At 63.0% G+C, this 25241-nt stretch carries 19 protein-coding genes and 1 pseudogene; 3 read left to right on the forward strand and 17 right to left on the reverse strand.

Annotation, left to right across the window (positions count from 1 at the left end; translation table 11 throughout):
* Positions 1-1106 (reverse strand): annotated as a pseudogene (locus tag AC0L2H_RS26985) (hypothetical protein); the annotation flags it as partial.
* A 74-nt stretch (positions 1107-1180) separates the two neighbouring features.
* Positions 1181-2479, reverse strand: coding sequence for an adenylosuccinate synthase (locus AC0L2H_RS26990; protein ID WP_473593084.1), 1299 nt, complete (start codon positions 2477-2479; stop codon positions 1181-1183).
* 421 nt (positions 2480-2900) lie between these two features.
* On the opposite strand from AC0L2H_RS26990, the gene AC0L2H_RS26995 reads away from it, so the two are divergent.
* Positions 2901-3791, forward strand: a complete 891-nt coding sequence (locus tag AC0L2H_RS26995) for a DMT family transporter (protein ID WP_473593085.1) — start codon at positions 2901-2903, stop codon at positions 3789-3791.
* A gap of 520 nt (positions 3792-4311) precedes the next feature.
* Here AC0L2H_RS26995 and serA read toward each other — a convergent pair.
* From serA to glmM, 5 genes are all read right to left on the reverse strand, one after another.
* On the reverse strand, positions 4312-5910 hold the full coding sequence (serA, locus tag AC0L2H_RS27000; protein WP_473593086.1) for a phosphoglycerate dehydrogenase: 1599 nt from the start codon (positions 5908-5910) through the stop codon (positions 4312-4314).
* 172 nt (positions 5911-6082) lie between these two features.
* Positions 6083-7258 carry a phosphoserine transaminase gene (locus AC0L2H_RS27005; protein ID WP_473593087.1) on the reverse strand — a complete coding sequence of 392 codons (1176 nt, stop codon included), beginning with the start codon at positions 7256-7258 and terminating at the stop codon, positions 6083-6085.
* Positions 7259-7460: 202 nt separating this feature from the next.
* On the reverse strand, positions 7461-8225 hold the full coding sequence (locus tag AC0L2H_RS27010; RefSeq protein ID WP_473593088.1) for an outer membrane protein: 765 nt from the start codon (positions 8223-8225) through the stop codon (positions 7461-7463).
* Between the two features lie 223 nt (positions 8226-8448).
* Positions 8449-9282, reverse strand: coding sequence for an outer membrane protein (locus tag AC0L2H_RS27015; protein WP_473593089.1), 834 nt, complete (start codon positions 9280-9282; stop codon positions 8449-8451).
* A 236-nt stretch (positions 9283-9518) separates the two neighbouring features.
* Positions 9519-10871: a phosphoglucosamine mutase gene (glmM, locus tag AC0L2H_RS27020; protein WP_473593090.1), complete on the reverse strand. Its 1353-nt coding sequence runs from the start codon at positions 10869-10871 to the stop codon at positions 9519-9521.
* Between the two features lie 781 nt (positions 10872-11652).
* Between glmM and AC0L2H_RS27025 the strand changes: the two genes are divergently transcribed.
* Positions 11653-12315 (forward strand): hypothetical protein, encoded by a 663-nt coding sequence (locus AC0L2H_RS27025; protein ID WP_473593171.1) that lies wholly within the window; start codon positions 11653-11655, stop codon positions 12313-12315.
* 414 nt (positions 12316-12729) lie between these two features.
* On the opposite strand, the gene ftsH is transcribed toward AC0L2H_RS27025, so the two are convergent.
* The 9 genes from ftsH to ybgC form a co-directional block, all read right to left on the reverse strand.
* On the reverse strand, positions 12730-14658 hold the full coding sequence (gene ftsH / locus AC0L2H_RS27030; protein ID WP_473593091.1) for an ATP-dependent zinc metalloprotease FtsH: 1929 nt from the start codon (positions 14656-14658) through the stop codon (positions 12730-12732).
* A 121-nt stretch (positions 14659-14779) separates the two neighbouring features.
* Positions 14780-16213 carry a tRNA lysidine(34) synthetase TilS gene (gene tilS, locus AC0L2H_RS27035; protein ID WP_473593092.1) on the reverse strand — a complete coding sequence of 478 codons (1434 nt, stop codon included), beginning with the start codon at positions 16211-16213 and terminating at the stop codon, positions 14780-14782.
* Positions 16214-16265: 52 nt separating this feature from the next.
* On the reverse strand, positions 16266-17366 hold the full coding sequence (gene ybgF / locus AC0L2H_RS27040) for a tol-pal system protein YbgF (RefSeq protein WP_473593093.1): 1101 nt from the start codon (positions 17364-17366) through the stop codon (positions 16266-16268).
* 222 nt (positions 17367-17588) lie between these two features.
* The gene (gene pal / locus AC0L2H_RS27045) at positions 17589-18098 is read right to left on the reverse strand and encodes a peptidoglycan-associated lipoprotein Pal (RefSeq protein WP_473593094.1); all 510 of its coding nucleotides are present in this window, start codon (positions 18096-18098) and stop codon (positions 17589-17591) included.
* Between the two features lie 271 nt (positions 18099-18369).
* Entirely contained in the window at positions 18370-19680 is a 1311-nt protein-coding gene (gene tolB / locus AC0L2H_RS27050) for a Tol-Pal system beta propeller repeat protein TolB (RefSeq protein WP_473593095.1), read from the reverse strand.
* Positions 19681-19721: 41 nt separating this feature from the next.
* Positions 19722-20879 (reverse strand): cell envelope integrity protein TolA, encoded by a 1158-nt coding sequence (gene tolA / locus AC0L2H_RS27055; protein ID WP_473593096.1) that lies wholly within the window; start codon positions 20877-20879, stop codon positions 19722-19724.
* A gap of 7 nt (positions 20880-20886) precedes the next feature.
* Complete coding sequence (gene tolR, locus AC0L2H_RS27060) at positions 20887-21339, reverse strand: protein TolR (protein WP_473593097.1); 453 nt, start codon at positions 21337-21339, stop codon at positions 20887-20889.
* Between the two features lie 11 nt (positions 21340-21350).
* A complete protein-coding gene (gene tolQ / locus AC0L2H_RS27065; RefSeq protein ID WP_097573480.1) occupies positions 21351-22061 on the reverse strand; it encodes a protein TolQ in 711 nt (236 codons plus the stop codon).
* A 412-nt stretch (positions 22062-22473) separates the two neighbouring features.
* Complete coding sequence (ybgC, locus tag AC0L2H_RS27070) at positions 22474-22944, reverse strand: tol-pal system-associated acyl-CoA thioesterase (protein WP_473593098.1); 471 nt, start codon at positions 22942-22944, stop codon at positions 22474-22476.
* A gap of 54 nt (positions 22945-22998) precedes the next feature.
* Between ybgC and AC0L2H_RS27075 the strand changes: the two genes are divergently transcribed.
* A complete protein-coding gene (locus tag AC0L2H_RS27075) occupies positions 22999-24249 on the forward strand; it encodes a glycoside hydrolase family 5 protein (protein ID WP_473593099.1) in 1251 nt (416 codons plus the stop codon).
* 6 nt (positions 24250-24255) lie between these two features.
* On the opposite strand, the gene AC0L2H_RS27080 is transcribed toward AC0L2H_RS27075, so the two are convergent.
* Positions 24256-25164: a metallophosphoesterase gene (locus AC0L2H_RS27080; protein WP_473593100.1), complete on the reverse strand. Its 909-nt coding sequence runs from the start codon at positions 25162-25164 to the stop codon at positions 24256-24258.
* Positions 25165-25241: the final 77 nt, after the last annotated feature.

Consider the following 25241-nt stretch of genomic DNA (forward strand, 5'->3'; position numbering starts at 1 on the left):
TGGCGGACGGCTCGGGCGGTTCCGGCGGGGGGGGCGGGCGGGGGGGGCGGGGGGGGGCGGGGCGCCGCTACGGCGCGGGCTTGGGCGGGGGGGGCCGGGGCGGCGCCGGCGGCTGGCGGTGTCGCAGGGGCCGCTGGCGCTGGCGTATTGGCCGCAGGCGCATTGGCGATGGGCGCCTCGCCAGCGGGGGCCGCGGGTGCGGCTGGCGGCGGCGTGGTCAAAGCCGCGACGGATTCGCCCTCGCCGATGCCGGTATGCCCTGCCGCGGGGCCGGGATCGACCTCACCGCCCTCGGGCGTCAGGCGCTGGGTGAACTTGGCGCTTTCGGCGGCGTCGTTGGCGGCCGGTGTGGCCGGCGCCGTTGCCGCGGCATCGGTTGCCGGCTTGGCCGGCGCCGGCTTCACCAGCGGTTCGGTGGTCGCGACCTTGGTGTCGCCGAGGCCCAGCATATCGCTGAACGCGTCCTTGTTGAGCCAGATGCCATAGCCGCCGCCGGCGATGACGAGCAAGCCGACGACTGCGGCGATCAGGCCACCATAGCCGCGCTTGCGCTCGGCAGGGCGCAAGCGCGGGAAGGTGTCCGCCGCCGGCTCTTCGTCATTGGAAAAGGCGTCGCTCCTGAAGCCATCCTCCCTGGACGCATCGTTCCTGTCGACCGTCTCTTGAAAATCCTTGCCCGAGGGCGCCGGATCGACGCGGCCTGGAGGAAGCGGAGCCGGTTGCGGTTTTTGCCAGCTAGGCGCAGGTGTGTTCGGCGCCGTCTTGGCGGCGGGCGCGGGCTGCCATGCCGGCTCAGTCTTTGCCGGTTGCCGGACATGGCTGGATTGGTTCTTGTTGCGGTCGATGGAAGAGAAGATGTCTTCCAGTTCCGCCAGCGGATCGGACGCCGGCGCAGGCTTGACATAGTCCCGCTCGATGCTGGCGATGGCGTCTTCCAGGGTACGCTTATGCTGGGCGATGGCCGAAGGCGCCAGCGGCGGCGTATGCTTGGCAAGCTTTTCCGCGATGGTGGAGCGAGCCTTGTCATAGACACGCGCGCGTATCTCGGGCGTCGGGTCAACGATGCCATTAAGCGTCTTCTTCAGAGGACTAACAAAATCTACCATGCTTCAGTCGACCTGCATTTTGTCTCTGGGCCGGCCCCCGCAAATCAGCCGCGATGCCCGGAAAGGCTGAGAAACTAATCTTGAAACGGGTCGGTCACAAGTATCGTGTCGTCCCGTTCCGGGCTGGTGGAGAGCAGTGCGACTGGCGCGCCGATCAGTTCTTCGATGTAACGGACATATTTGACGGCCTGGGCCGGTAGATCGTTCCAGCTTCTGGCGCCGGCGGTGGTGCCTTTCCAGCCCTCGAGCGTCTCATAGACCGGTTCGACGCGCGCCTGCGCACCCTGGCTGGCCGGCAGATAGTCGATCATCTCGCCATCGAGCCGGTAGCCGGTGCAGACCTTGATCTCTTCCAGCCCGTCGAGCACGTCGAGCTTGGTCAGCGCGATGCCCTTGATGCCGTTGACCGCGACGGCCTGGCGAACCAGCACCGCATCGAACCAGCCGCAGCGGCGCTTGCGGCCGGTGACGACGCCGAATTCGTGGCCGCGCGTGCCAAGGAACTCGCCGATCTCGTTCTTCTGTTCGGTCGGAAACGGACCTTCGCCGACACGCGTCGTATAGGCCTTGGTGATGCCGAGCACATAGCCGATGGCGCCCGGACCGACGCCGGAACCGGCGGAGGCCTGACCGGCGACCGTGTTGGACGAGGTGACGAACGGATAGGTGCCATGGTCGATGTCGAGCAACGTGCCCTGCGCGCCCTCGAACAGGATGCGCTCGCCGGCGCGCCGCTTGTCGTCGAGGATCTTCCAGACGCGGTCCATGTAGGGCAGGATCTCGTCGGCGACCGAACCCAGTTCCTGCATGATGGCGTCATGCGTGACCTCGTCATGGCCGAGCCCGCGGCGCAGCGCATTGTGGTGCGTCAGCAGCCTGTCGACCTTCAGGGGCAGTGTTTCCAAATCCGCTAAATCCATCACCCTGACCGCGCGCCGGCCCACCTTGTCCTCATAGGCGGGGCCGATGCCGCGACGGGTCGTGCCAATCTTCGTTCCGGAATTGGAGGCGGCGTCCTCGCGGAAACCGTCCAGTTCCCGGTGCAAGGACAGGATAAGCGCGGTGTTTTCGGCTATTTTCAGGCGCTCCGGCGTCACCTCGACGCCTTGCGCCTTCAATTTCGCCACTTCCGCGACGAAGGCGTGCGGATCGAAGACGACGCCATTGCCGATGATGGACAGTTTGCCTTGCCGCACCACGCCGGACGGCAGCAGCGACAGCTTGTAGACCTTGCCGTCGACGACCAGCGTGTGGCCGGCATTGTGGCCGCCCTGGAAGCGCACGACGACGTCGGCGCGTTCCGACAGCCAGTCGACGATCTTGCCTTTGCCCTCGTCGCCCCACTGCGAGCCGACGACCACCACATTGGCCATGTTTCATTCCCTTGAAACGCCGCTCGATGCGGCTTGAATGGTTCGAGACGACAGGCCTCTACCGCATCCGCCGGAAAATCGGAATCGATTTCCCGAAATCGATGCGAAGGTTCAAAGCCTTGAGACGCATACTTTGTGCATCCAATTGGACGCATGTCGCTCTATAGCGTCTAGAGCAGGCCGGCGCGACCATTCTTTGCCGCTGAAAACGCCTTGAGGCACAACAATTTTCAGCTTTGCCATCATTTACTTGGGCAGACCGTGGCAATAATGCATGTCGCGCAAAAGTGCGCAGCGGTTTTGCGACAAACGACATGCACAAAACAAGAGCTTGAAGCGCGTCGCATGAAACTGTTCAACGCGACGTGCTTTAAGGCCGGCGCAAACCCTCAAAGCCCCTCCACCGGCCGGACCTTCAGCCATGCATCGAAGCGCCTATCTCTTCCTGCTGATCACCACCTTGCTGTGGGGTGGCAACTCCGTGGCCGGCAAGCTGGCGGTCGATCATGTTTCGCCGATGACGCTGGTCTTCCTGCGCTGGGTGCTGGCCGTTTTGATCATGCTGCCGATCGGCTGGCGCGCACTGCGCGAGGACTGGCCCTTGGTGCGCAGGCACTGGCTGATACTGGCGGCGCTGGGCGCCAGCGGTTTCACCTTTTTCAACGTGATCTTTTACACGGCCCTCAACTACACCACGGCGATCAACGTCTCGATCGAACAGGCGGCGATGCCAATCCTGATCATCGTCGCCAATTTCCTATTTTTTCGCTTGCGCGTGAATTGGGCCCAGATTGTCGGCGTGGTGCTGACCATCGCCGGGGTGATCCTTACCGCCTGCCACGGCGATCCTCGACGACTGCTGACGCTGGAGCTCAATTTCGGCGATGCGATCATGCTGGTCGCCGTGGTTCTCTACAGCGGCTATTCGGTCGGGTTGCGATTGAAACCGGCCATGCGCTGGCAGAGCCTGATACTGGCACTGTCGATTGCGGCCCTCGTCACGTCGCTGCCTTTCTTCCTGTGGGAAATCGCCGCCGGCAAGGTCATCGTGCCTGATGCCCGCGGCTGGGCGGTTACACTCTACACTGCCATCGGCGCCTCGATCGTCTCGCAGATCTTCTACATCAGGGGCAACGAATTGATCGGCGCCAACCGGGCCGGCCTGTTCATCAACCTGGTGCCGATCTTCGGCACGCTGCTGTCGGTGCTGATCGTCGGCGAGACATTCCACCTTTATCAGGCCCTGGCGCTCGTACTGGTGCTCGGCGGCATCAGCCTGGCAGAATACAAGGGAAGGAAGATGGCGATATAGCCGGCCTATGCCCACCGTTAAGGATCGGGCAAACCACAGCCCGTCGTCGCCCTCACGCCGGTTGGCAGCTTTTCCGGCTTCGACCTCAGCAGCCACCGCCCACACCACCACGACATTGAATGTACGAAGCGGCCCCGACTATGCCAGGGCCGCGACACTGCCGGCCGGCCAGGGGCGACAGTGTTCGGCTGCGAAGGAAGCTGGGTGCTCGATTCGCGCCGCTGGAATACGCGGCTGGGCCAGTGCAAACTATCTGGACCGCGCCTATGCCCGGCCGATCATCGTGCAGCCACACGTTATCATTCGCCCGCCGCATTACCGTCCGTATAGACCGCACCGGCGCACAAGCCGCGCCCGCCACGGCCGCACAAGCCGCAGTGCAAGATCGCCCCCGGCTTTCTCTGCAGGTAACGGCAATCAGGCAATCATGGCGAACCGCTCCGCGCGCCTCTCAAGGCACGCGGAGCTGCTATGATGCGCTGTCCTCAAACGCGATCGACTGGAAACTTCTGACCTCGTCTCAAGCAACGCCCACATCGAAATGCAGCCTCTTGGCCGAGTCGATCGATTTGTGCGAGCGCACCTGCTCCAGCACGTTTTCCGGGAACGGCGCATCGAGATAGAGCAGTGCGATGGCGTCGCCGCCCGGCCGGTTGCGGCCGAGCTGGAAGTTGGCGATGTTGACGCCGTTCTCGCCGCAGACCGTGCCGAGCAGGCCGATGATGCCGGGCGCGTCGGCATTGGTCGTGTAGAGCATATGCTGGCCGACCTCGGCGTCGAGATTGATGCCTTTGATCTGGATGAAGCGCGGCTTGCCGTCCGAAAAGCAGGTGCCGGCGATCGAACGCGTCATGTGCTCGGTCTTGACCGTCAGCTTGATATAGCCGTCGAACACGCCCGATTTGTCGCGCTTGACCTCGGCGACGATAATGCCGCGCTCCTTCACCATGATCGGCGCCGACACCATGTTGACGTCGGAGACCTGCGGCCGGATCAGCCCGGCAAGCGCGGCGCTGATCAGGGCGCGCGTGTTCATCGTCGCGGTGGAACCATCGAACAGGATCTCGACCTCCTTGATCGGATCCTCGGTGACCTGGCCGACAAAGGCGCCAAGCACCTCGGCCAGCTTGACGAAAGGTTTGAGCCGCGGCGCTTCCTCGGCGGTGATCGAGGGCATGTTGATGGCGTTGGAGACGGCGCCCTTGATCAGATAGTCGGCCATCTGCTCGGCGACCTGCAGGGCGACATTTTCCTGCGCCTCGGTTGTCGAGGCGCCGAGATGCGGCGTCGCCACCACATTCTCCATGCCGAACAGTTCGTTGTTCTCCGCCGGCTCGACCTCGAACACATCGATGCCGGCGCCAGCCACCTTGCCGCTCTTCAGCGCCGCAATCAGATCGGCCTCGACGATTAGCCCGCCGCGGGCGCAGTTGATGATGCGCACGCCGGTCTTCATCTTGGCGATGGCGGCTGCGTCGATGATGTTGCGCGTCTTGTCGGTCAGCGGCGTGTGCAGGGTGATGAAGTCGGCGCGGGCGAACAATTGGTCCAGCTCGACCTTTTCAACGCCGAGCTCTTCGGCACGGCTGTCCGACAAAAACGGGTCGAAGGCGATGACGTGCATCTTCAACCCGACACCGCGCGTGGCGACGATCGAGCCGATATTGCCGCAACCGATGACGCCCAGCGTCTTGCCGGTGATCTCGATGCCCATGAACCGGTTCTTTTCCCATTTGCCGGCATGGGTCGAGGCATTGGCTTCCGGTATCTGGCGGGCCAGTGCGAAGATCATGGCGACGGCATGTTCCGCCGTGGTGATTGAATTGCCGAAGGGCGTGTTCATCACGATAATGCCCTTGCGGCTCGCCGCCGGGATGTCGACATTGTCGACACCGATGCCGGCGCGGCCGACCACCTTGAGCCTTGTGGCGGCGTTGATCAGCTTCTCGGTGACCTTCGTCGCAGAACGAATGGCGAGGCCGTCATACTGGCCGATCACTTCAAGCAGCTTTTCCTTGTCCTTGCCGAGGTCCGGCAAATAGTCGACCTCGATGCCGCGGTCCTTGAAGATCTGCACGGCGGTGGTGGAGAGTTTGTCTGAGACGAGAACGCGGGGCATTGGCGTGATCCTTTGCGATTGGCGTCCCTCCCCCTTGAGGGGAGGGTCGGCGCGAAGCGCCGGGGTGGGGTCGGTACGGCCGGACGCGGCCTGATCTTCGTAAGAGAGTGTCGAGTCAGGTGGAGAGGACCCACCCGGCTCTTCGGGCCACCCTCCCCTCGAGGGGGAGGGATCAGGCGGCCGCCTTGAGCGACGCCTTCTGCCGGGCGAAGGCCCAGTCTAGCCAAGGCAGCAGCGCCTCGAGGTCGGAAGTTTCGACCGTCGCCCCGCACCATATGCGCAGACCGGGCGGCGCGTCGCGATAGGCGCCGATGTCGTAGGCGACACCCTCCTTGTCGAGCGCGGAGACCAGCCCCTTGGCGAAGGCCGCCTGCCCGTCGGCGTCGAGGGCTGTAACTTGCCGGTCGGCGAAGGAAAGACAAACCGACGTGTTCGACCGCGTCGCCGGGTCGATCGCGAGATGGCCGAGCCAAGAGGATTTGTCGAGGAAGCCGTCGATAACGGCGGCATTGGCGTCGGCGCGGGCAATCAATGCGTCGAGCCCGCCGATCGACTTCGCCCAATGGAGTGCATCGAGATAATCCTCCACGCACAGCATCGACGGCGTATTGATGGTCTCGCCCTTGAAGATGCCTTCGATGAGCTTGCCGCCCGAGGTGAGGCGGAAGATTTTTGGCAGCGGCCAGGCCGGCTTGTAGCTCTCCAGCCGCTCGACGGCGCGCGGGCTGAGGATCAGCATGCCGTGTGCGCCCTCGCCGCCCAGCACTTTCTGCCAGGAGAAGGTGACGACATCCAGCTTGCTGAAATCGAGGCGTTGCGCAAACGCCGCCGAGGTCGCATCGCAGATGGTCAGACCTTTGCGAGCGGCCGGGATGAAATCGCCATTGGGAACGCGCACGCCCGAGGTCGTGCCGTTCCAGGTGAAGACCACGTCGCGGTCGAAATCGATCTTTGTGAGGTCGGGCAGCACGCCGTAGCCGGCTTCGATCTTGCGTACGTCGGCGAGCTTCAGTTGCTTGACCACATCGGTGATCCAGCCGGAGCCGAAGCTTTCCCAGGCGACCATGTCGACGCCGCGCTCGCCGAGCAGCGACCACAGCGCCATCTCGACCGCGCCGGTGTCCGACGCCGGCACGATGCCGATGCGATAATCCGCCGGGACCTGAAGGATCTCGCGCGTCAGCTCGATCGCCTGTTCGAGCTTGGCCTTGCCGATCTTGGCGCGGTGCGAGCGCCCGAGCGCGGCCTTGGCCAGCGCCTCGACCGACCAGCCGGGACGTTTTGCGCATGGACCTGAGGAAAAATTGGGATTTGCCGGACGGAGTCCGGGCTTCGTTTGCGTCGTCATCGTGGTCTATCCTTCCAGATAGTGGCCCCTCGTTGGGGAGGGGTGGCCCACGGACGGCGATATGCGTTCAGGTTTCCGGCGTCAAGGGGAAAGTTTTTGTCGCTGCCGGGATACCGGCGATCTGTGATCAGGATGTCGTGACTTAAATGCAAACGGCGGACCAGGAGATCCGCCGTCGGTGTTTTCATGCATACCGAGCCTGCTACCAGAGATCGTAGCGCAGCCCGAGTTTGACCTGATGGTTGCTGATCCCTTTTTGAACAGGGAACGAATTCAGGCTCGCGGCAGTGATGTATTCGGCATCGGGAGCGGAAAAATACTGGTAGCCCAGATCGACCTGCACATTCTTTGAAACCTGATAGGCAAGGCCCGCATTCAACGTATAGGCCACAGAATATTTCGCCTTGGAGCTATGCTGGTCAAAATCATCCGTGTCGTTGCCATTGTCGGTAAAATAGCTCGCCGAGAGATCATATTTGCTTCGAACGACGCCGATGCCTGCGCCGATATAAGGCGTAATGCCGACATATGTGCCGAGATCCACATAGCCGTTTAGTATGCCCGAGATCGCATTGTTCTTGAGGTTTCCAGACGCCACGGTCGGTTCTGCCGCCGTCGCCGAATCGTCATAGCTGAAGCTGAACTTGTTGCCGGGCAGATAGCCGAGGTTGATATCGGCGCGGAGGTAATCATTGAAATGATATCCGAAGCCGATGCTCGCGAAATACGCGTCTTCGCTCTCGCTTTCGCTAGCGGGGGTGAAGGCGAAATCCTGATCCTCGAAGCTCGTTTGCGGCAGGTAGCCGACATCGCCGCGCAGATACCATCCGGAGCCGACCTCGACCGGCACATAGTCAGGCGCCTGGTCGACATAGACAGGCGGATCGTAGTCGGCGCCGAGCGCCTGCGACAGCGGCGTAAGCATGATTGCGGCGAGCGCCAGCGCGATGCGCGTCTTGAATGTCATGGTCCCCGACTCCCGAACTTCGCGCCTTTCACAAGCGCCATCTCAGGAGGCATTGTTAACCATAGTGGTTAAGTGCCGGTTAAGGATAACAGGCGGTTACCGAATTGATTTCGATTGGCTTTCCACCAGGGGTAAGTTGAAGTCCGTTTAGACTTAGGGACGGGTCAAAACAAAAACCGCCCGGCTTGCCGGGCGGTTCGAAGATCTTTGGTTTTCGAAGCGTTTACTTCGTATAGACCGGCTCTGGCTCCGGAACATAGGGCTCCGGAGGCGGAGCGCAATCCGAGTTACCGAACTGGTAGCGCAGGCCGCCGCGCACTTCGTGCACATTGATGCCCTTGTCGTAACCGGGACCAACGCCGCTGGCGAAATTGAACATCTTACCGCCCTCGATATGGCTGTAGCGATAGCCGACATCGAGCTTGACCCGATCAGTCAAGCAGTAGGATGCGCCAGCCATGGCGGCATAGGCAAAACGCCAGCCCTTGCCGCCGGCATGCTGAAACGAACCGTCCTCGATGGTGTTGTGGAGTGTATCCCACTTGACCCAGGCGCCGCCGATGCCGGCGCCGACATAGGGCGTGACGCCGTGCCATGTGCCGATATCGACATAGGCGTTGGCGAGAAGCAGCAGCGCCGTATAGGATGAGGTGTCGACCGAAGTACAGGGATCTCCATCGAGGCAGATGCCGGTGGTAGAGCCGCGGAATTTGGATTTGCTCATCCAGTCCGCGGTCAGGTCGGTGCGGAAATGCCGGTTGATCTGGTAACCGACGCCGGCACCAGCCGAGAAGGCGCCGTCCAGCTTGCCGCTGTCAAAGCTGCCGGTGCCGGGTGTGTCGCCGTAGGTGATATAGTCGCCGCCGCGAAACTTCGACCAGTGATAGTCGATGTCGCCGCGAATATACCAGCCGCCAAATTCGGCCGGTTGTTCATAGATGGGCGCCGGCGGCGCCTGCTCGACCACCGGCGGCTCGACGAAGTCGGCGGCGAACGCCGGACCGGCTACGCCTGCCAACAGCGCGGCAAAGAGGGCCATTCTTGCTGTATTGAACATACTTGTCACCCCTGAGAACCCTCGGAACGGCGAACGCGTCCGGCTGTGGTTGATTTCAGCGTGGATAATGAATTGCAAAGGTTAAAAGGCATTTAACCCTATTGCTTAACCACGAATCTTTAGAATTCCAGGGATTGGGGCGGCCGTTGCTGCAGGTGGCGAACGCACAAGTCGAACGAAAAAGCCCGCCGGAGGGCGGGCTTTCAGAACGACTTCAGTTCGGATCGGCGCAGGGATCAGGCGGCGCTGCGCGCTTCCGAAATGACCTCGACGATGTCGTTGACGACGGCCTCGACCAGTTGCTGGTCGTCGCCTTCCGCCATGACGCGAATGAGCGGCTCCGTGCCGGACGGCCGGATGACCAGGCGCCCGGCTTTGCCGAGGCGATGGCGCGCATCCTCGATCGCCGCCTTGACCGGAGCTTCCTCGAGCGGCTTGCCGCCGGAAATATGGACGTTCTTCAGAAGCTGCGGCACCGGCTCGAACTTCTTCGACAATTCGCTGACCGGCCGGTTCTGCCGTTTGATGCATGCGAGCACCTGCAGCGCCGAGACGAGGCCGTCGCCGGTCGTGGAAAAATCGGACAGCACGATGTGGCCCGACTGCTCGCCGCCGACATTCAGACCATGCGCGCGCATGTGCTCGACGACGTAACGGTCGCCGACCTTGGTGCGGTGCAGTTGCAGGTTCATGTCGCCGAGGAAGCGTTCGAGGCCGAGATTGGACATTACGGTCGAGACGACGCCGCCCCCGGCCAATCGTCCGCTCTGCTGCCAGGACTCCGCAATCAGCGCCATGATCTGGTCGCCATCGACGATGGCGCCATTTTCATCGACGATGACGACTCGGTCGGCGTCACCGTCGAGCGCGATGCCGATATCGGCGCGCACTTCGTGCACCTTCTTCTGCAGGCCGGCCGGATGGGTCGAGCCGCATTCCTTGTTGATGTTGAAGCCGTTGGGGTCGACATTGAGGGCGACGACATCGGCGCCGAGTTCCCACAGCGCCTCGGGCGCCACCTTGTAGGCGGCGCCATTGGCGCAATCGACGACGATGCGCAGCCCCGAAAGCGACATTGACCGCGGCAGCGTGCGCTTGGCGAATTCGATATAGCGGTCATGCACGCCGTCGACGCGCTTGGCGCGGCCAAGCCCGTCCGAATCGGCGAGCGCCAGATCGATGTCCTTGTCGAGCATCCCCTCGATGCGCTCCTCGATCTCGTCGGAGAGCTTGTAGCCGTCGGGACCGAACAGCTTGATGCCGTTGTCGTAGTAGGGATTGTGCGAGGCCGAAATCATCACGCCGATGTCGGCGCGCAGCGAGCGCACCAGCATGGCAACGGCAGGCGTCGGGATCGGCCCGAGCAGGAACACGTCCATGCCGGCGGCGCACAGGCCGGCCACCATCGCATTCTCGATCATGTAGCCGGAAAGCCTGGTGTCCTTGCCGAGCACGACGCGATGACGGTGGCTGCCGCGCTGGAACGAAAGGCCGGCGGCCATGCCGACCCTCATGGCGACCTCCGCCGTCATTGGAAACCTGTTCGCGCGCCCGCGAATACCGTCCGTGCCGAAATAACGTCCTGCCATGCCAGCCACCTTCCTCGATGGTTCTTCCCGGGAACTCATGCCACAATTGGCCCGAGCCCCTATCATCACATTGAATGATTGTGCGTTACCAATCCTTAGAAAATCATTGTTTTGTGTGTTTTGTGTCACGCCGGCGTGGTGGATTTAGAGCTTTCGCCAATGAAACCGCGTCGGGTTCAGAAACTCCAGGCCAAACCGGGCGATTGCTACCACAGGATGGCTTGGCTGCGATAGACTGGTACTGGCAAAAGCGCAATCCGGCGCGAATGCATCCGCCAAAACCCCTTGTCTGGAACCGATGATCGGCAACGATTTCATCACCTTGTCGCAAAGAACGCGTTTTCTTTACGCTCCCTGCAGACTTAGCATCTGGCGCAACCGCCCGTTGAGCGCTATGGATTTGCCAGGGACACAATATGGGCGGCAGCAACGGAGAAACGCCATGCTCATCCATCGACTTGCCACTATGACGGGCCTTGCCGTCGCGACCTTGTTCCTGGCGGCGCCGGCCAACGCGCTGACCATGGCCGAGTGCAGCACCAAGTACAATGCGGCCAAGGATGCGGGAACACTGAACGGGCAGAACTGGAACCAGTTCCGCAAGGCCGAATGCGGTACTGACGCCAGTGCCACCACCACTGACACCAAGCCGGCCAAGAAGACGGCAAAGGCCACCGACACGACCAAGGCTGCGGCCACGGACGACGCGGCGCCGGGCCTGACGGCGAAGGAATGCAGCGCCAAATATCAGGCCGCGAAGGCCGCCGACACGCTGAACGGCATGAAGTGGAACGACTTCCGCAAGACCGAATGCGCCGCCGGCGCCACCGCCGCGGTCGACACAACACCCGCCAAGACGACCACGTCGTCAGCGGCGGCTGATGACGCCGCACCAGGCCTGACGGCGAAAGAATGCAGCACCAAGTATCAAGCCGCGAAAGCCGCCGGTACACTGAACGGCATGAAGTGGAACGACTTCCGCAAGAGCGAATGCGCCGCCGGCGCCAGCGCCGCGGCAGAACCCGCCAGCACGACAACCACGGCAGCGACCACCACTGACACCGGCAAAGGCCTCAGCATGGCCGATTGCAGCGCCAAATATCAGGCTGCCAAGGCCGGCAACACGCTGAACGGCATGAAGTGGAACGATTTCCGCAAGAGCGCGTGCGGCGCCGGTGCATCCGACGACGACACCGTGCCGGCCCCCGATGAGGCAAGCTATACCAGCGACCCGGAAACACCGACCGTCACGGCGCCCAGGGGCGTCAAGTTCCCGACGGCGATCTCGAAGAAGTTTGCCGGCGAGACTCCCGCCAAGGGCCGCATGCACACCTGCCTCGAAACCTACTATGCCAACAAGGACGCCAATACGCTGGGCGGCCTCAAGTGGATCCAGAAAGGCGGCGGCTTCTACAGCCTGTGCAACGCCAGGCTGAAGAGCTGATCGGCGACAGTACGATCCGAAGGAACCGAAAGCCCGCGAACCGCAAGGTTAGCGGGCTTTTTGCCGCCGCGCGGCATGACGGCTAAGTCGAAGCAGTTGGCGATGACATTCGCGAGCGCTGGTGCCGCCCTCTTACCTGCCTGCCGGCATCATCTCCCGTGTAGTGACGGGGGCGCTGTCAAGAACGATTCCGCCAATCGCCAACGTTGCAAAAAAGGCGCCAAGGTCGCAGCCAGCCCCTCTCCCCGACAGCGCCAGCTTCGACAAACTGGTCGTCCCTGACGTCAAAATCCAAGCGAACAGCACCCAACGCTTGCGGCAAGATTCAGGCTACGACTGACCGGCGACAAAGCCTTCCAAACAAAAACGCCGCAGTCCAAGCCGCGGCGTTTCTAATTCAGTCTCCTGGCCGACTTAGCTTGACGGCTGAGGTTCCATGCCGCCTTCGGGCTCCGGACCCTTCTTGCGGCGGCTGCCGGACTTCGGCACGGCCGAGCCTCGGCTCGGCGGCGTGTCGTCGCCGAGATCGCGCGCCGGCTTGTGGCCGGCGATCAACTGCTTGATCTCCTCGCCGGACAGCGTCTCGTACTCCAGCAGCCCCTGAGCCAGCGCGATCCATTCCTTCTTCTTCTTGGTCAGGATGGACTTCGCCGTCGAATAGGCCTCATCGATCAGCCGGCGCACTTCGGCATCGATGATCTGCGCCGTCTCTTCCGAGACGTTCTGCGTACGCGCCACCGAGTGGCCGAGGAAGACTTCTTCCTGGTTGTCGCCATAGGCGACGTGGCCGAGCTTGTCGGAAAAGCCCCAGCGCGTGACCATGGCGCGCGCCAGCTTGGTCGCCTGCTCGATGTCCGACGAAGCACCCGAAGTGATGTTTTCCTTGCCGAACTTGAACTCCTCGGCGACACGGCCGCCCATCATGATGGCGAGGCGCGAGATCATGTATTTGTAGCTCATCGAATAGCGGTCGCCCTCCGGCAACTGCATGACCATGCCAAGCGCCCGGCCGCGCGGGATGATGGTCGCCTTGTGCAGCGGATCGGCCGACGGCACGTTGAGCGCCAGGATCGCGTGGCCGGCCTCGTGATAGGCGGTAAGCTCCTTCTCGGCCTGGGTCATCGCCGACGAGCGGCGCTCGGCGCCCATCATGATCTTGTCCTTGGCATCCTCGAACTCGGCCATGGTGACGAGGCGCTTGTTGCGCCGCGCCGCCATCAGGGCGGATTCGTTGACGAGGTTCATCAGATCGGCGCCGGAAAAGCCCGGCGTGCCGCGCGCGACCACCTTGAGGTCGACATTGGGCGCCAGCGGCACATTGCGCACATGCACCTTCAGGATCTTCTCGCGGCCGACGATGTCGGGGTTCGGCACCACCACCTGGCGGTCGAAACGGCCGGGCCTGAGCAGCGCCGGGTCGAGCACGTCGGGGCGGTTGGTGGCGGCGATCAGGATGATGCTTTCGTTGGATTCGAAACCGTCCATCTCGACCAGCAACTGATTCAGCGTCTGTTCGCGCTCATCGTTGCCGCCGCCGAGGCCGGCGCCGCGATGGCGGCCGACCGCGTCGATTTCGTCGATGAAGATGATGCAAGGTGCATTCTTCTTGGCCTGGTCGAACATGTCTCGCACGCGGCTCGCGCCGACACCGACGAACATCTCGACGAAGTCCGAGCCGGAAATGGTGAAGAACGGCACATTGGCCTCTCCGGCGACCGAACGGGCAAGCAGCGTCTTGCCGGTTCCGGGAGGGCCGACCAAAAGCACGCCGCGCGGAATCTTGCCGCCGAGCCGCTGGAACTTCTGCGGATCGCGCAGGAATTCGACGATCTCTTCCAGGTCTTCCTTGGCCTCGTCAACGCCGGCGACATCCTGGAACGTGACGCGGCCATGCGCCTCGGTCAAAAGCTTGGCCTTCGACTTGCCGAAGCCCATGGCTCGGCCCGAGCCCGACTGCATCTGGCGCATGAAGAATATCCAGACGCCAAGAATCAGGATCATCGGCAACCAGGAGATGAGATAGCCGAACAGCGAATTGGAGCCATCGGATTCGGGGCGCGCATTGATGGTGACGTTCTTGTCCTGCAGCCTTGAAACCAGCGATGGATCGCCAGGCGAATAGGTCTGGAAGCCGGTGGAGCTGTCCGTATAGGTGCCGGAGATGCGGGCACCAGCGATCGTCACCGTCTTGACCCGGCCCGCCGCGACGTCCTGCAGGAACTGCGAATAGGGGACATCGCTCGATGCGCCGCGCGTCTGCGGCGTTTGGAACAGATTGAAGAGGGCGATGAGCAGGACCGCTATGATCGCCCAGAGCGCGAGATTGCGATAATTCGGATTCATCAATTGTCCCGTTGGTGTCCGCTGGCGGACACGCGTCATAAGAGGAAGCTTGGGCCTAACATAGGGAGGGCGCCTCCCCTTGCCAAGCTAAACAGCATGTCTCGGTTAAGCTTTCGCCCCATCATGAACCGGCACTGCGGCGGCCGAAAGGCAGAGCCGGAGCGGGCGGCGCGCCGACAAGCTCGGCAACCGCCCCGGCCGGCTCCAAGTCGAAGGACGGCAGGAAGCGGGCAAAGGGCGCAACGGCCGGCTGGATGGCGATCGTTGCCGAGACCTGGCCATCCCCCCGCAAACCAAGGCATTCGCCGCCACGCCACAACGCCGGTTCGCTCGCCTGCGCGGCGCGGACGAGGCTTGGTGGCGTACCATTCCTGGCATTTGCGTGCTTTGCGGCGGAGGCCGCCCCGAGCGGGGCGACCGACAGCGATGCGATCACCAATGCATCCGATCTGTCGCTCAATGTGACCCGCCGGGTGATCCGCCGGCGGCCATCCCAGAGGGCATTTTCCTCTGCTGGAGCCGCGGGCGGCAGGTTGCGGGCTTCGCGGCGCAGGAAGATGCCGGTGCGCCGCGCATCGACCGCCGTCCGCGACAATGTGGCGCAAAACGGGGTGGCGCGAAACGGGGTGGCGTCAAACGGGGTGGCGTCAAACCGCCCGCCCCTCAGCCGGTCGAACAAGACTTCGCTGCGGGCCTGGTCGGGCAGGAAGCCAACGCCGCCGACGGTCGCCAGCAGGATGCGCAATGCATAGACGGCAGCCTGGTTGTCGCCGGATGCCATAAGGTGCGGATCGAGGCGGATGAGGCCATCGGCCGGCTGGGAGGCGTGACTGCGGATCAGCGCGGCCGCCCGACGGCCAAGCTCTTCGCGCTCGGTGGCCGCGCGGCCGGCCAGCGCCAGCGCGTTGCCCATACGCAGTCCGCCGTCCGCGGCCGAGAGCGCTGCGCGGATGCGAGGCCGCTCGAAAGCATCGTCCTCATTGGTAGGGTCTTCGGCCCAGCCGACATTTGCGCGCCGCAGGATTTCGCGCAGCGCCGTCCGCCGTGTACCGAGCAGCGGCCTTACGATCCAGCTTTGCCAATCATAGAGGGTGGCCGGCGCCATGCCGGCAAGGCCTCGTCCTTCCTCCTCGTCACGTGCTTGTCGCATCAGCACGGTCTCGGCCTGGTCGTCGGCCGTGTGCCCGGTCAGGATCAGGCCAATGCCTTCCCCCTCGGCGGCCTGGGCCAGCAGCCGATAGCGTGCCTCGCGCGCGGCGGCGGGCAGGCCGGTCGAAGGCTTCGGCCCAGACCAGGCCAGGACGCGATGGGCAATGCCGCGTTCCGCGCAGACGCCGGCCACGACTCGGGCCTCACTCGCCGCATCCGGCCGCAGGCCGTGATCGATCGTCACCGCCAGCAGTTTCGTTGCGGGCGCGGTACGGTCGAGATGGTCCTTGAGGAGGAGGAGGAGGGCGGTCGAATCGCTGCCGCCGGACACGGCCGCAACAGCGCCGTTGGTAAAGTCGATTTCAGAAAAAAGGCGTTCCGAAAGATCAGGCTCGGTTTCGAGCATCAATGCATGTCGCCCAAAAGCGGGTCCGGGGCAACGACATGCAGGAGAAAAACTAGCACGCCGCCAGCGCCCGTTCCTGCTTGACGCGTTCCTTGAGCGCGCCCGAGATGCCGGGATAACGCTTGCCGATTTCACCGAAGGTGGCGCAGGCCACGTCGCGCTGGTTCAATCCGACCAGCGACACGCCGAGCTTCAGCAGCATGTCGGGCGCCTTCTTGGCCTTCGGATAGTCCTTGCTGGCGGCGAGGAACGTCTCGGCAGCGTCGCGGTATTTCTGCTGTCCGAGCAGCGATTCACCCAGCCAGTAATGCGCGTCCGCCGCCTTGGCGTCCTTGGGAAAACGAGCGATGTGATCGCGAAACCCCTGTTCGGCGGTGCCGTAGTCGCCCGACAGGATGAACTGGTAGGAGTTGCGGTAAAGTTCCTCCGGGTCATTGGTTGAAGGCAGCGCCGCGACCACCGTGCCATCGGACTTGCCGTTATTTGCGCTGGCGGCCGGGGCGCCGGTGGCCGGTGCGGTAGACTCGGCCGGAGCCGTTGCCTGCGTGGTGCCGTCGGCGTCGACCACATTGCCGTTCTTGTCGACGGTGATGGTGCCGAACGTCTTCGGCGGCGCGCCGGTCACCACCTTGCCGGGATCGCCCGTGGGCGATTCGACGATGACCTCTCCGGCGCCCTGGCCACCGGCGGGTGGCGCAGCCGCGTCGGCCGGTGCCTGCGTCGCCGGCGCCTCGGCGACGCTGCTGTCGGTGTTGTTGTCCTGGGGGGTTGCTTCCGACTTCTTCTGCTCGGGCGGCTGCTGCGCGCCCTGCGAACCGCCTTCCAACTGCTGGAAGCGGAATTCGTTGTCTTCCTGCTGCTTGCGGATCTGTTCCTGCATCTGCAGAATCTGGAAATTGAGTTCCTCGATCTTGCCGTTCATCTGCCGGAGCTGGTCCTCCAGGCCGGTGACTCCGGCGCCGTCCTGTTGCGCGACCTGCTGTTGGTCCACCTTCTTTTTCTGGCCAAAGATACCCAACGTTGGCAGATGGAAGGAAAAACCGCTGTCTGCTGGCTGCCCGGTGCTGCTTGCCCCGGTACCGCTAGCAAATGCGGTGACGCTTGATACGAGCAGCAGCGCAAGCGTGCCGCTCAAGACCGATCTGAAATGCATGTGCCTCTCGCCGTGAAAATCGTTAGCCTTTTGCGCCTTTCGGTCACAGTGGGACCAAGCGCTCTCGGCTCTTAGCAGGGCGCGAGACTTCGGCCAAATTTTGTTTCAGGAGGCCACATATGAAAAAGGCGGCCAGATGGCCGCCCTTTCGCATCGACATGTGGCATTTCTGCCGACTACAGCGCCGCCTTGGACGTGAACGACACTTTAGCCCTTTTGAACCTAGGAGCCCGCGCCACCGCCGAGAGTGGTCACGGCGCGGCGGTTCTGCGACCAGCAGGAGATGTCGTCGCAGACCGCGACCGGACGCTCCTTGCCGTAGGAGATTGTCTTCAGGCGGCTGGCCGAGACGCCCCGGGCGACGAGGAAGTCGCGGGTGGCTGCGGCGCGCCGGGCGCCGAGCGCCAGATTGTATTCGCGCGTGCCACGCTCGTCGGCATGGCCTTCGATGACGATGGCATACTGCCTGTACTGGTTCAGCCACTGCGCCTGGCGCGAAAGCGTCGTCTGCGCGTCAGCGCGGATCGATGACGAGTCCGTATCGAAGAAGATGCGGTCGCCGATGTTGACGGTGAAGTCCTGAGCCGAGCCGGGCGTGGCGGCACCTGCGCCGTTGAGGCCAAGGTCGGCGGCGCTGTTCGGGGTCTTCTTAGAGGCGCAACCGGTGATGGCGAGCATCGCGACAAGCGCGATCATCACCGGGTTTGTGGTAAGTCTTGCGATACGGCTCATGCCGCCTCTCCTTCGCATTTCGAGTGATTTCGTTGATCACCCAGTAACCACGTTTGGGTTAACCGGCATTCAAGAAACACGGTTAAAATTTGGTTTCGGCCGCCCGTCCGCAGCCGAAATGACCGAGCGCCACAATGGTCGCGGACCGTAGGCGGAAATGCGGCCAAAAGGCGTCTTTGACGTGAAAAAAGCCCCAAAACGGGGCTTTTGAGACACTGTTGCTAAGTTGCAACGAAGCGAGCGGGAGGCCCGGCCGAAAAAACGCTTTGGTTTACTCGAGGAGCGGCGACCAGGCCGGATCCGACGCGAAGTTCGCCGTCGGGATCGACTGTTCGTTGCGGCCGGTGAGATCGACAGAAATCAGCTTCGGCCCACCGGCCGAATCGCGGAAGAACATCAGCACGCGGCCATTCGGCGCCCAGGTCGGCCCCTCCTGCTGGAAGCCGGAGGAGAGAATCCGCTCGCCCGAACCGTCAGTCTTCATGACGCCGATCTGGAATTCGCCGCCGGTCTGCTTGGTGAAGGCGATGAGGTCGCCGCGCGGCGACCACACCGGCGTCGAATAGACGCCGTCACCGAAGGAGATGCGGGTCTGGCCCGACCCGTCGGCGCCCATCACATAAATCTGCGCACGGCCGCCACGGTCGGAAGTGAACACCACCTTGCTGCCGTCCGGCGAATAAGAAGGCGACGTGTCGATCGCGGTGGAATTGGTCAGCCTGGTCGTGGAGCGGCTTCTCAGATCCATGGCGAAGATGTTGGAATTGCCGTCGTCGCGCAGCAGGCTCATGATCACCTTCTGGCCGTCGGGCGAAAAGCGCGGCGCAAAGGTCATGCCGGGAAAGTTGCCGACCAGTTCGCGCTGCCCGGTCTCGATCTGCAGGAGATAAACCTTCGGCTGGCCGCTCTCATACGACATATAGGTGATTTCCTGCCGGTTCGGCGAGAAACGCGGCGTCAGCACGATCGATTTGCCGTTCGAGAGATAACGGACATTGGCGCCATCCTGGTCCATGATGGCGAGGCGCTTCTTGCGCGCGTTCTTGGCGCCGGATTCGTCGATGAAGACGACGCGGGTGTCGAAATAGCCCTTCTCGCCGGTGATCCGCTCGTAGATGGCGTCGGCGATGATATGGGCGACGCGGCGCTGATTGGCGTCGTTGGCGAAGAACTGCTCGCCAGACATCTGCTCGCCGGCAAAAGTGTCCCAAAGCCGGTATTGCGCGCGGATGCGGCCGTCGGCTTCCTTGCTAACGCTGCCAGTGACCAGCGCCTGCGCGTTGATCACCTTCCAGTCGTCGAAGCGCGGTGTCGCATCCGGGCTGGAGATCTTCTCGATGAAGGCACTCTTGTCGATCGGTGCGAACAGGCCGGAACGTTTCAGATCGGCGCTGACGATGCCGGAAATCTCCGCACCAAGCGCGTCGCCACCCTGGAAATCGGTGATGGCGATCGGCAGCGGCTCGACATTGCCCTTGTTGACGTTGAGCTCAACCAGCGCAGACGCGGGCAAGGTGGCGGCAGCGGTCATGCCCAGCGCCATCGCTGCGATCGCCAGGAACGGCTTGAGAATGGATTTCATATCTTCTCGCTTCTCTTCCTTGATTGTGTCGACGCCCGGGCCTAGAGGCCAAGCATCTCCCTTGGGTCGAACGTGACCCGGATGTCGGACCAGATGTCTTGCTTGCCGGCCGGAACCTGCAGGCCGGCCACATCGCATTTCTGAACCGCGCGCACGGCACTTTCGTCGAACGGTCGGTTGCCGCTCGATTTTTCGACGGCCGGCCGGCCAGTCAGCTTGCCCGAGGCGTCCAGATTGAACCGGACCACGACGACGAAATTCTCCGAACCCTCAAGCCCGACCGGAAGGGTCCAGCAACCGCCGAGTTGAGACTCCAATGCGCCCTGCTCCGACCTGGAGAGCTTCTGGCCTTGATCCTTTTCGCCGCCGAGCGAGGACTGCTGTGTCGAGCGCTTGGCGCCGCCGCCCGACGGCTTCTGCTTGTTGAGCAGCGCGGAGATTTCATCGGCATTGAATTGCTTGTCGTCCGATTTCGGCTTGGACGAGGCTTCCTTGACCGGCTTGTCGGCATCCTTGCGGTCCGGCGCCTTGGCGCTTTCGGCCTGGGCCGGCTGCGGCTTCGGCCGCGCTTGAGGCGCCGGCGCTGAATCCGGAAGCTGCGCCTCCTCGGTCGGTGGCTCCTGCGCGATGGCCTCGGCCACGGCATCGGGCTTGACCTCGGGCTTCGGCTCGATCGCGGCAGTCTTGTCCTGCGGCGGAGCCGGCGGCGGCTCCTTGGCCGGTGTCGGCTTGGGATCCGCCTGCTTGACCGGCTCGGGCTTGACCTCTTCCTTCGGCTGCGGCACCGGCGCCACCTCCGTCGCCGGAACCGGCTTCGGCTGTTCCTTCGGCTTCGGCACGTCCTCGGGCTTGGGCTTTTCGACCGGCGTCGGCGCAGGCGGTGGTGCTTCCGCCAGATCGACGGGCTTCGGCTTGGCTTCGTCCGTTATCGGCTTGTCAGTATCGACGCTGTTTCCACCGATCTTCTGGGCATCGGGAACGATATCCGGTCGCTTGGTCGGCGTCGGCGCCGGCTTCTCGTGCATCACCGCCTTCTTGTCACCCTGCAGAACCTGCGCCATCTCCTCCATCGGCACGATGTCGACCGAAATCGATTCAGCGTCGGACGCGGGCATGGCAGGCGGCGACGACAGCGTGAACAGCCCGAAGGCTAACGCTACCGTATGCAAGATCACCGATGTGGTGAGGCCCGTACGCATCTTGGCGTTACTGATCCTGTTGCTGCAGTGAAATCAGGCCGATGTTCTTGTAGCCGGCGGCCTGGATGAGGCCCATCACCTCCATCGCGGCGCCATAGTTGGTAGCCTTGTCGCCGCGGATGAAGATGCGTTCTTCATAGCCGGTCTTGGAAATTGCCTGCAGCTTGGCGACCAGCTCTTCCTGCGGAATTTCGGTCTCCTGCAGGAAAATCTTTCCCGTGCCGTCGATCGTAATCGTGATCGGCTGGGTATCGGCGTTCATCGCCTTGGCCTTCGTCTCCGGCAGGTCCACCGGCACGCCGACCGTCAGCATGGGTGCGGCGACCATGAAGATGATCAACAGCACCAGCATCACGTCGACCATCGGCGTGACGTTGATTTCCGATATCAGCGCGTGATGGCGGCCACGCCGCCTGTGTCCGCGCCCGCCGCGCCCCGCCATGCCTACGGACATACCCATCTCGTTACTCCTCAGGCCTTGGGCGCTACTTTTTCATCGATTTGGCGCGAGAGTATGGCGGAGAACTCGTCGGCGAAGCCCTCCATGCGCATGGCGATCTTGTTCGCGTCCGATGACAGCTTGTTGTAGGCGATGACGGCGGGGATTGCCGCGAGCAGGCCGATTGCCGTGGCCAGCAGCGCTTCGGCAATACCGGGGGCCACCACCGAGAGGCTGGTGTTCTTCGAGGCGGCGATCGCCTGGAACGAGGTCATGATGCCGATGACCGTGCCGAACAGGCCGATGAAGGGTGCGGCCGAGCCTGTCGTGGCGAGGAAGCCGAGGCGGCCTTCCAGCCGCTCCATCTCGCGGGTCAGCGCCAGGTCCATCGCCTTGTCGATGCGGGTCTGCAAGCCGAGCGGCGATTTGGCGCCCTTCTCGAAGCTCTTCTTCCATTCGCGCATGGCGGCGACGAAGATGGCGCCCATGCCAGTAGTCTTGCGGTCGGCGAGCGTGCGGTAGAGCTCCTCCAGCGACTGTCCCGACCAGAACACCTGCTCGAAACGGTTGAGCGCCAGCCGCATGCGGGCATAGGCGACAAGCTTGTCGACGATGATCGCCCAGGTCCAGATCGAGGCGCAGAGCAGGCCGATCATGACCAGCTTGACCACCCAGCCGGCCTGCATGAACAGCGCCCAAATCGACAGATGCGCGCCCGGTTCGGCGAGTGCGATGTTTTCCATGGTTACGTCCTTAAGAATTTTCCGGGCATCGCTGGCGGCTGGCCCATGGGCATCCCTTGTGATCCGTGCGCGGCAAAGCTCGCGGAACAACCCCAAATGCACCGTTGGCGGCCTTTTCGGGGCAAATATTGGTGAAAGGAAGGCGCGTGGATTCTTCCAATATTCACCAATCTCTTCATGAACCGTTATGGTTAAGGATGGGTTAGGACGCATAGCGCGGCGCATTGCCGCGCCTCCGGATCACCGGTCGGCAATCTTCTGGCCAGCCGCCGACCAAAAGGTGTGTTGAGAGATTCAGGTCAGGCCGAGTCGAAAATAGTGGACTCCGAGAACCGGAGCGGAGCGTACGTGTGGGTACGTGAGCACTGGAAGCGCAGGAGGCTGCTGTTTGCAGGCCGGCCTCACCTGGATATCAACATACCTTGGGCATGAAGGCTGCGATCCATTCCCTTGGAAAGCGGCGCGGCCGGCCGTTCTCGCCGATGATCGCTGCTTCGACCCGCGCCTCGACCAGCACCTCGTCGCCGCGCTTCAGTTGCTGCGCCATGAAGATGCGCGCGCCGGAAATCTCCTCGGTGCGCGTATCGATGGTCAGGATGTCGTCCATGCGGGCCGGCGAGCGGAAATCGATCTCCATGCGCCGCACCACCCAGACTATTTTCTCCCCATGCTTGCCCTCCGCGAGCTCGGTGTGGTGGACGCCGGCAAGCCTGAGATAGTCGGAACGGCCGCGCTCGAAGAACTCGAGGTAGCGCGCGTGGTAGACGACGCCGGAGAAATCGGTGTCGGCGTAATAGACCCGCGCCATCAGCCGGTGGCCGAATTCCGTCAGCGCGCCGGAAAGTCCGGCGGACAGCACCGCCGATTCACCATGATCGTCCATCGCGCTTCCCTTTTCTGGCCCGAGCGGGCAGGTGTTTGTGGGCGCAGGAACCGGATGGCACTGTTGGGCGCGATGATCAAGACCTTGATGGCGGCACTGTTTGCGCTCTGTGCGCTGGCATTGCCCGGCGAGGCCGCAAGCTTTTCGATGAAGCGCGGCCTCAACCTCGACCAATGGACGACGTGGCCCGGCGAGGACAAATGGCGCGACCGGCAGGCCATGTTGCCCTATCCGGAATGGCGAAAATTTCTCAACGAGAATGATCTGAAGGCGCTGAAGAGCGCCGGTTTCGATTTCCTGCGCATGCCGGTCGACCCGTCGCCGTTCTTGTCCGGCGAGACGCTGGCGCTGCGCGACGACCTCTATGCCAGCGTGTTGGATTCGGTGCGCATCATCAATCGCGCCGGCTTGAAGGTGATCGTCGACATGCACCTGATCCCGGCCGGCGGCAGCCGCAAGATCGGCATGGGCCAGGTGATGGACGATCCCAAGACCTTCGACGCCTATGTTGAAATGGTGCGCAAGATGGCGCGCACTTTAGCGGCGGAAGACCCGGCGAAGGTCGCCTTCGAGCTGATGAACGAGCCGATCATCGACTGCGACGGTGACGGCACCAGCCTGTGGCCGGAGCGTCAGCAAAAACTGTTCGCGGCGGCGCGTGCGTCGGCGACGAAGCTGACCCTGATCCTGACCGGCGCCTGCTACTCCAATGCAGCATCGCTGGCCAGGATCGATCCGAAGGCGATCCCCGACGACAACGTCATCTGGACCTTTCATTCCTACGATCCGTTTCTGCTCACCCATCAGGGCGCGACCTGGGCCGGCGATTTCATCCCTTACGTCACCGGGCTGCCCTATCCGCTCACCGCCGTGCCGCGTGCCGAGCTCGACGTGACGCTCGACACGATCCGCGCCAGAATTAAGGCCGAGGCGCCATGGGCGCGGCGGAACGGCCTGCTCGCCTACCTTGATGAACAGGTCGCCAGCATGGACACGCACGAAAAGCTGCTTAATGTCATGGACGCGCCGTTCAAGACTGTCGCAACCTGGGCGAAGGCCAATGGGATAAAGCCCGAAAACATCACGCTGGGCGAGTTCGGCATGATCCGCCAGGAATACGGCAATGCCTATGTGATGCCGGGCGAATACCGCGCCGCCTATGTCAAGGATATGATCGCGCGCGCCGAAGCACATGGCTTTTCATGGTCGATGTGGAGCTATGGCGGCGCCTTCGGCATCGTCGACGCTTTTGATGGCGAGAAGGCTGAGCCGGACGTGATGGACGCGATCACATCGCTTCATTGAAGCCGTTCATGCCGAGCCCAGTTCGATCGAAAGAATCTCCGGGCGCATCCCGAAACGCACCGGCAGGATGCTGAAGCCGAGCCCGCCGGACACGATCAGGTTGCGGTTCTGCTCCACCACATGGCCATAGGCGAAGCGGTTGCCGAACCGCGACGGCACGACCGGAGAATAACCGAACAGCCGCACCTGCCCGCCATGGGTATGGCCGGAAAGCGTCAGCGAAACGCGCTGCGGCACTTTCGGGAATATGTCGGGCTCGTGCGCGAGCAGGATGACCGGCGCTTCATCGCTCACTTTTGCCAGCGTGCCTCTGAGATCATCCAAACCCTTGAATCTGCTGCGGCCCCAGGCTTTGCCTGGTCGCAATGCAAGCTGGTCGGCCAGCCCGGCGACCCAGAAGCCATGCCCGTCCTTTTCCAAGCGCACGACATCGTTTTCCAGCACCTGGATACCAGCGCTTTCGATCGCCTTGCGCGCCAGCGTTGGCCCCACTCCGGCCCTTTGCGCCGAAAGATCTTCCCACCAGTCGTGGTTGCCAAGGATCGCCCCCACGCCGAGCGGGGCCTTCAGCCCTGACAAAGCTGGCGCCCATTCGGATGCATCCACCCAGTCCGACACCAAGCGTGTCCCGGCGGTATAGTCGCCGAGCAGGACAATCAGATCCGGCTGCAATGCGTTCGCCTGTTGCGCGAGTGCGGCGATCCGCTCCGGCGTCATCCACGGCCGGCAGGCATGAATGTCGGCAAGGGCAACGACCCGCAGCTGCAAGCCTGCCGGCCAGTCGGGTGGCGTCAGCGAGTAACGCTTCACATGAGTCAAAAGCATCGGCTCGATGCCGACCGCATAGGCACTGAGCGACACCATCGAAAAGAACGAGCCACCGACGAGGCGCAGGAAACCACGTCTGGAGATCATCGGTCAGCTCCGGCTGTTCCAGGGACCGGCGGTCCCACAGGCGAGGCTTGCGTTAAATCCGGAAACTGCGCCGGCAC

The sequence above is a fragment of the Mesorhizobium sp. WSM4871 genome (assembly GCF_055811295.1).

Bases quoted from the DNA above. Each gene is read 5' to 3' on its own strand.
- ybgC (WP_473593098.1), bottom strand. From the start codon at position 22,944: ATGGACGATCATGGTGAATCGGCGGTGCTGTCCGCCGGACTTTCCGGC.
- tilS (WP_473593092.1), bottom strand. From the start codon at position 16,213: ATGCTCGAAACCGAGCCTGATCTTTCGGAACGCCTTTTTTCTGAAATC.
- pal (WP_473593094.1), bottom strand. From the start codon at position 18,098: ATGAGCCGTATCGCAAGACTTACCACAAACCCGGTGATGATCGCGCTT.
- tolB (WP_473593095.1), bottom strand. From the start codon at position 19,680: ATGAAATCCATTCTCAAGCCGTTCCTGGCGATCGCAGCGATGGCGCTG.
- AC0L2H_RS26990 (WP_473593084.1), bottom strand. From the start codon at position 2,479: ATGGCCAATGTGGTGGTCGTCGGCTCGCAGTGGGGCGACGAGGGCAAA.
- AC0L2H_RS27075 (WP_473593099.1), top strand. From the start codon at position 22,999: ATGGCACTGTTGGGCGCGATGATCAAGACCTTGATGGCGGCACTGTTT.
- AC0L2H_RS27015 (WP_473593089.1), bottom strand. From the start codon at position 9,282: ATGTTCAATACAGCAAGAATGGCCCTCTTTGCCGCGCTGTTGGCAGGC.
- glmM (WP_473593090.1), bottom strand. From the start codon at position 10,871: ATGGCAGGACGTTATTTCGGCACGGACGGTATTCGCGGGCGCGCGAAC.
- AC0L2H_RS26995 (WP_473593085.1), top strand. From the start codon at position 2,901: ATGCATCGAAGCGCCTATCTCTTCCTGCTGATCACCACCTTGCTGTGG.
- AC0L2H_RS27005 (WP_473593087.1), bottom strand. From the start codon at position 7,258: ATGACGACGCAAACGAAGCCCGGACTCCGTCCGGCAAATCCCAATTTT.
- tolQ (WP_097573480.1), bottom strand. From the start codon at position 22,061: ATGGAAAACATCGCACTCGCCGAACCGGGCGCGCATCTGTCGATTTGG.
- AC0L2H_RS27025 (WP_473593171.1), top strand. From the start codon at position 11,653: ATGAAGTGGAACGACTTCCGCAAGACCGAATGCGCCGCCGGCGCCACC.
- AC0L2H_RS27080 (WP_473593100.1), bottom strand. From the start codon at position 25,164: ATGATCTCCAGACGTGGTTTCCTGCGCCTCGTCGGTGGCTCGTTCTTT.
- ybgF (WP_473593093.1), bottom strand. From the start codon at position 17,366: ATGCATTTCAGATCGGTCTTGAGCGGCACGCTTGCGCTGCTGCTCGTA.
- AC0L2H_RS27010 (WP_473593088.1), bottom strand. From the start codon at position 8,225: ATGACATTCAAGACGCGCATCGCGCTGGCGCTCGCCGCAATCATGCTT.
- serA (WP_473593086.1), bottom strand. From the start codon at position 5,910: ATGCCCCGCGTTCTCGTCTCAGACAAACTCTCCACCACCGCCGTGCAG.
- tolR (WP_473593097.1), bottom strand. From the start codon at position 21,339: ATGGGTATGTCCGTAGGCATGGCGGGGCGCGGCGGGCGCGGACACAGG.
- ftsH (WP_473593091.1), bottom strand. From the start codon at position 14,658: ATGAATCCGAATTATCGCAATCTCGCGCTCTGGGCGATCATAGCGGTC.
- tolA (WP_473593096.1), bottom strand. From the start codon at position 20,879: ATGCGTACGGGCCTCACCACATCGGTGATCTTGCATACGGTAGCGTTA.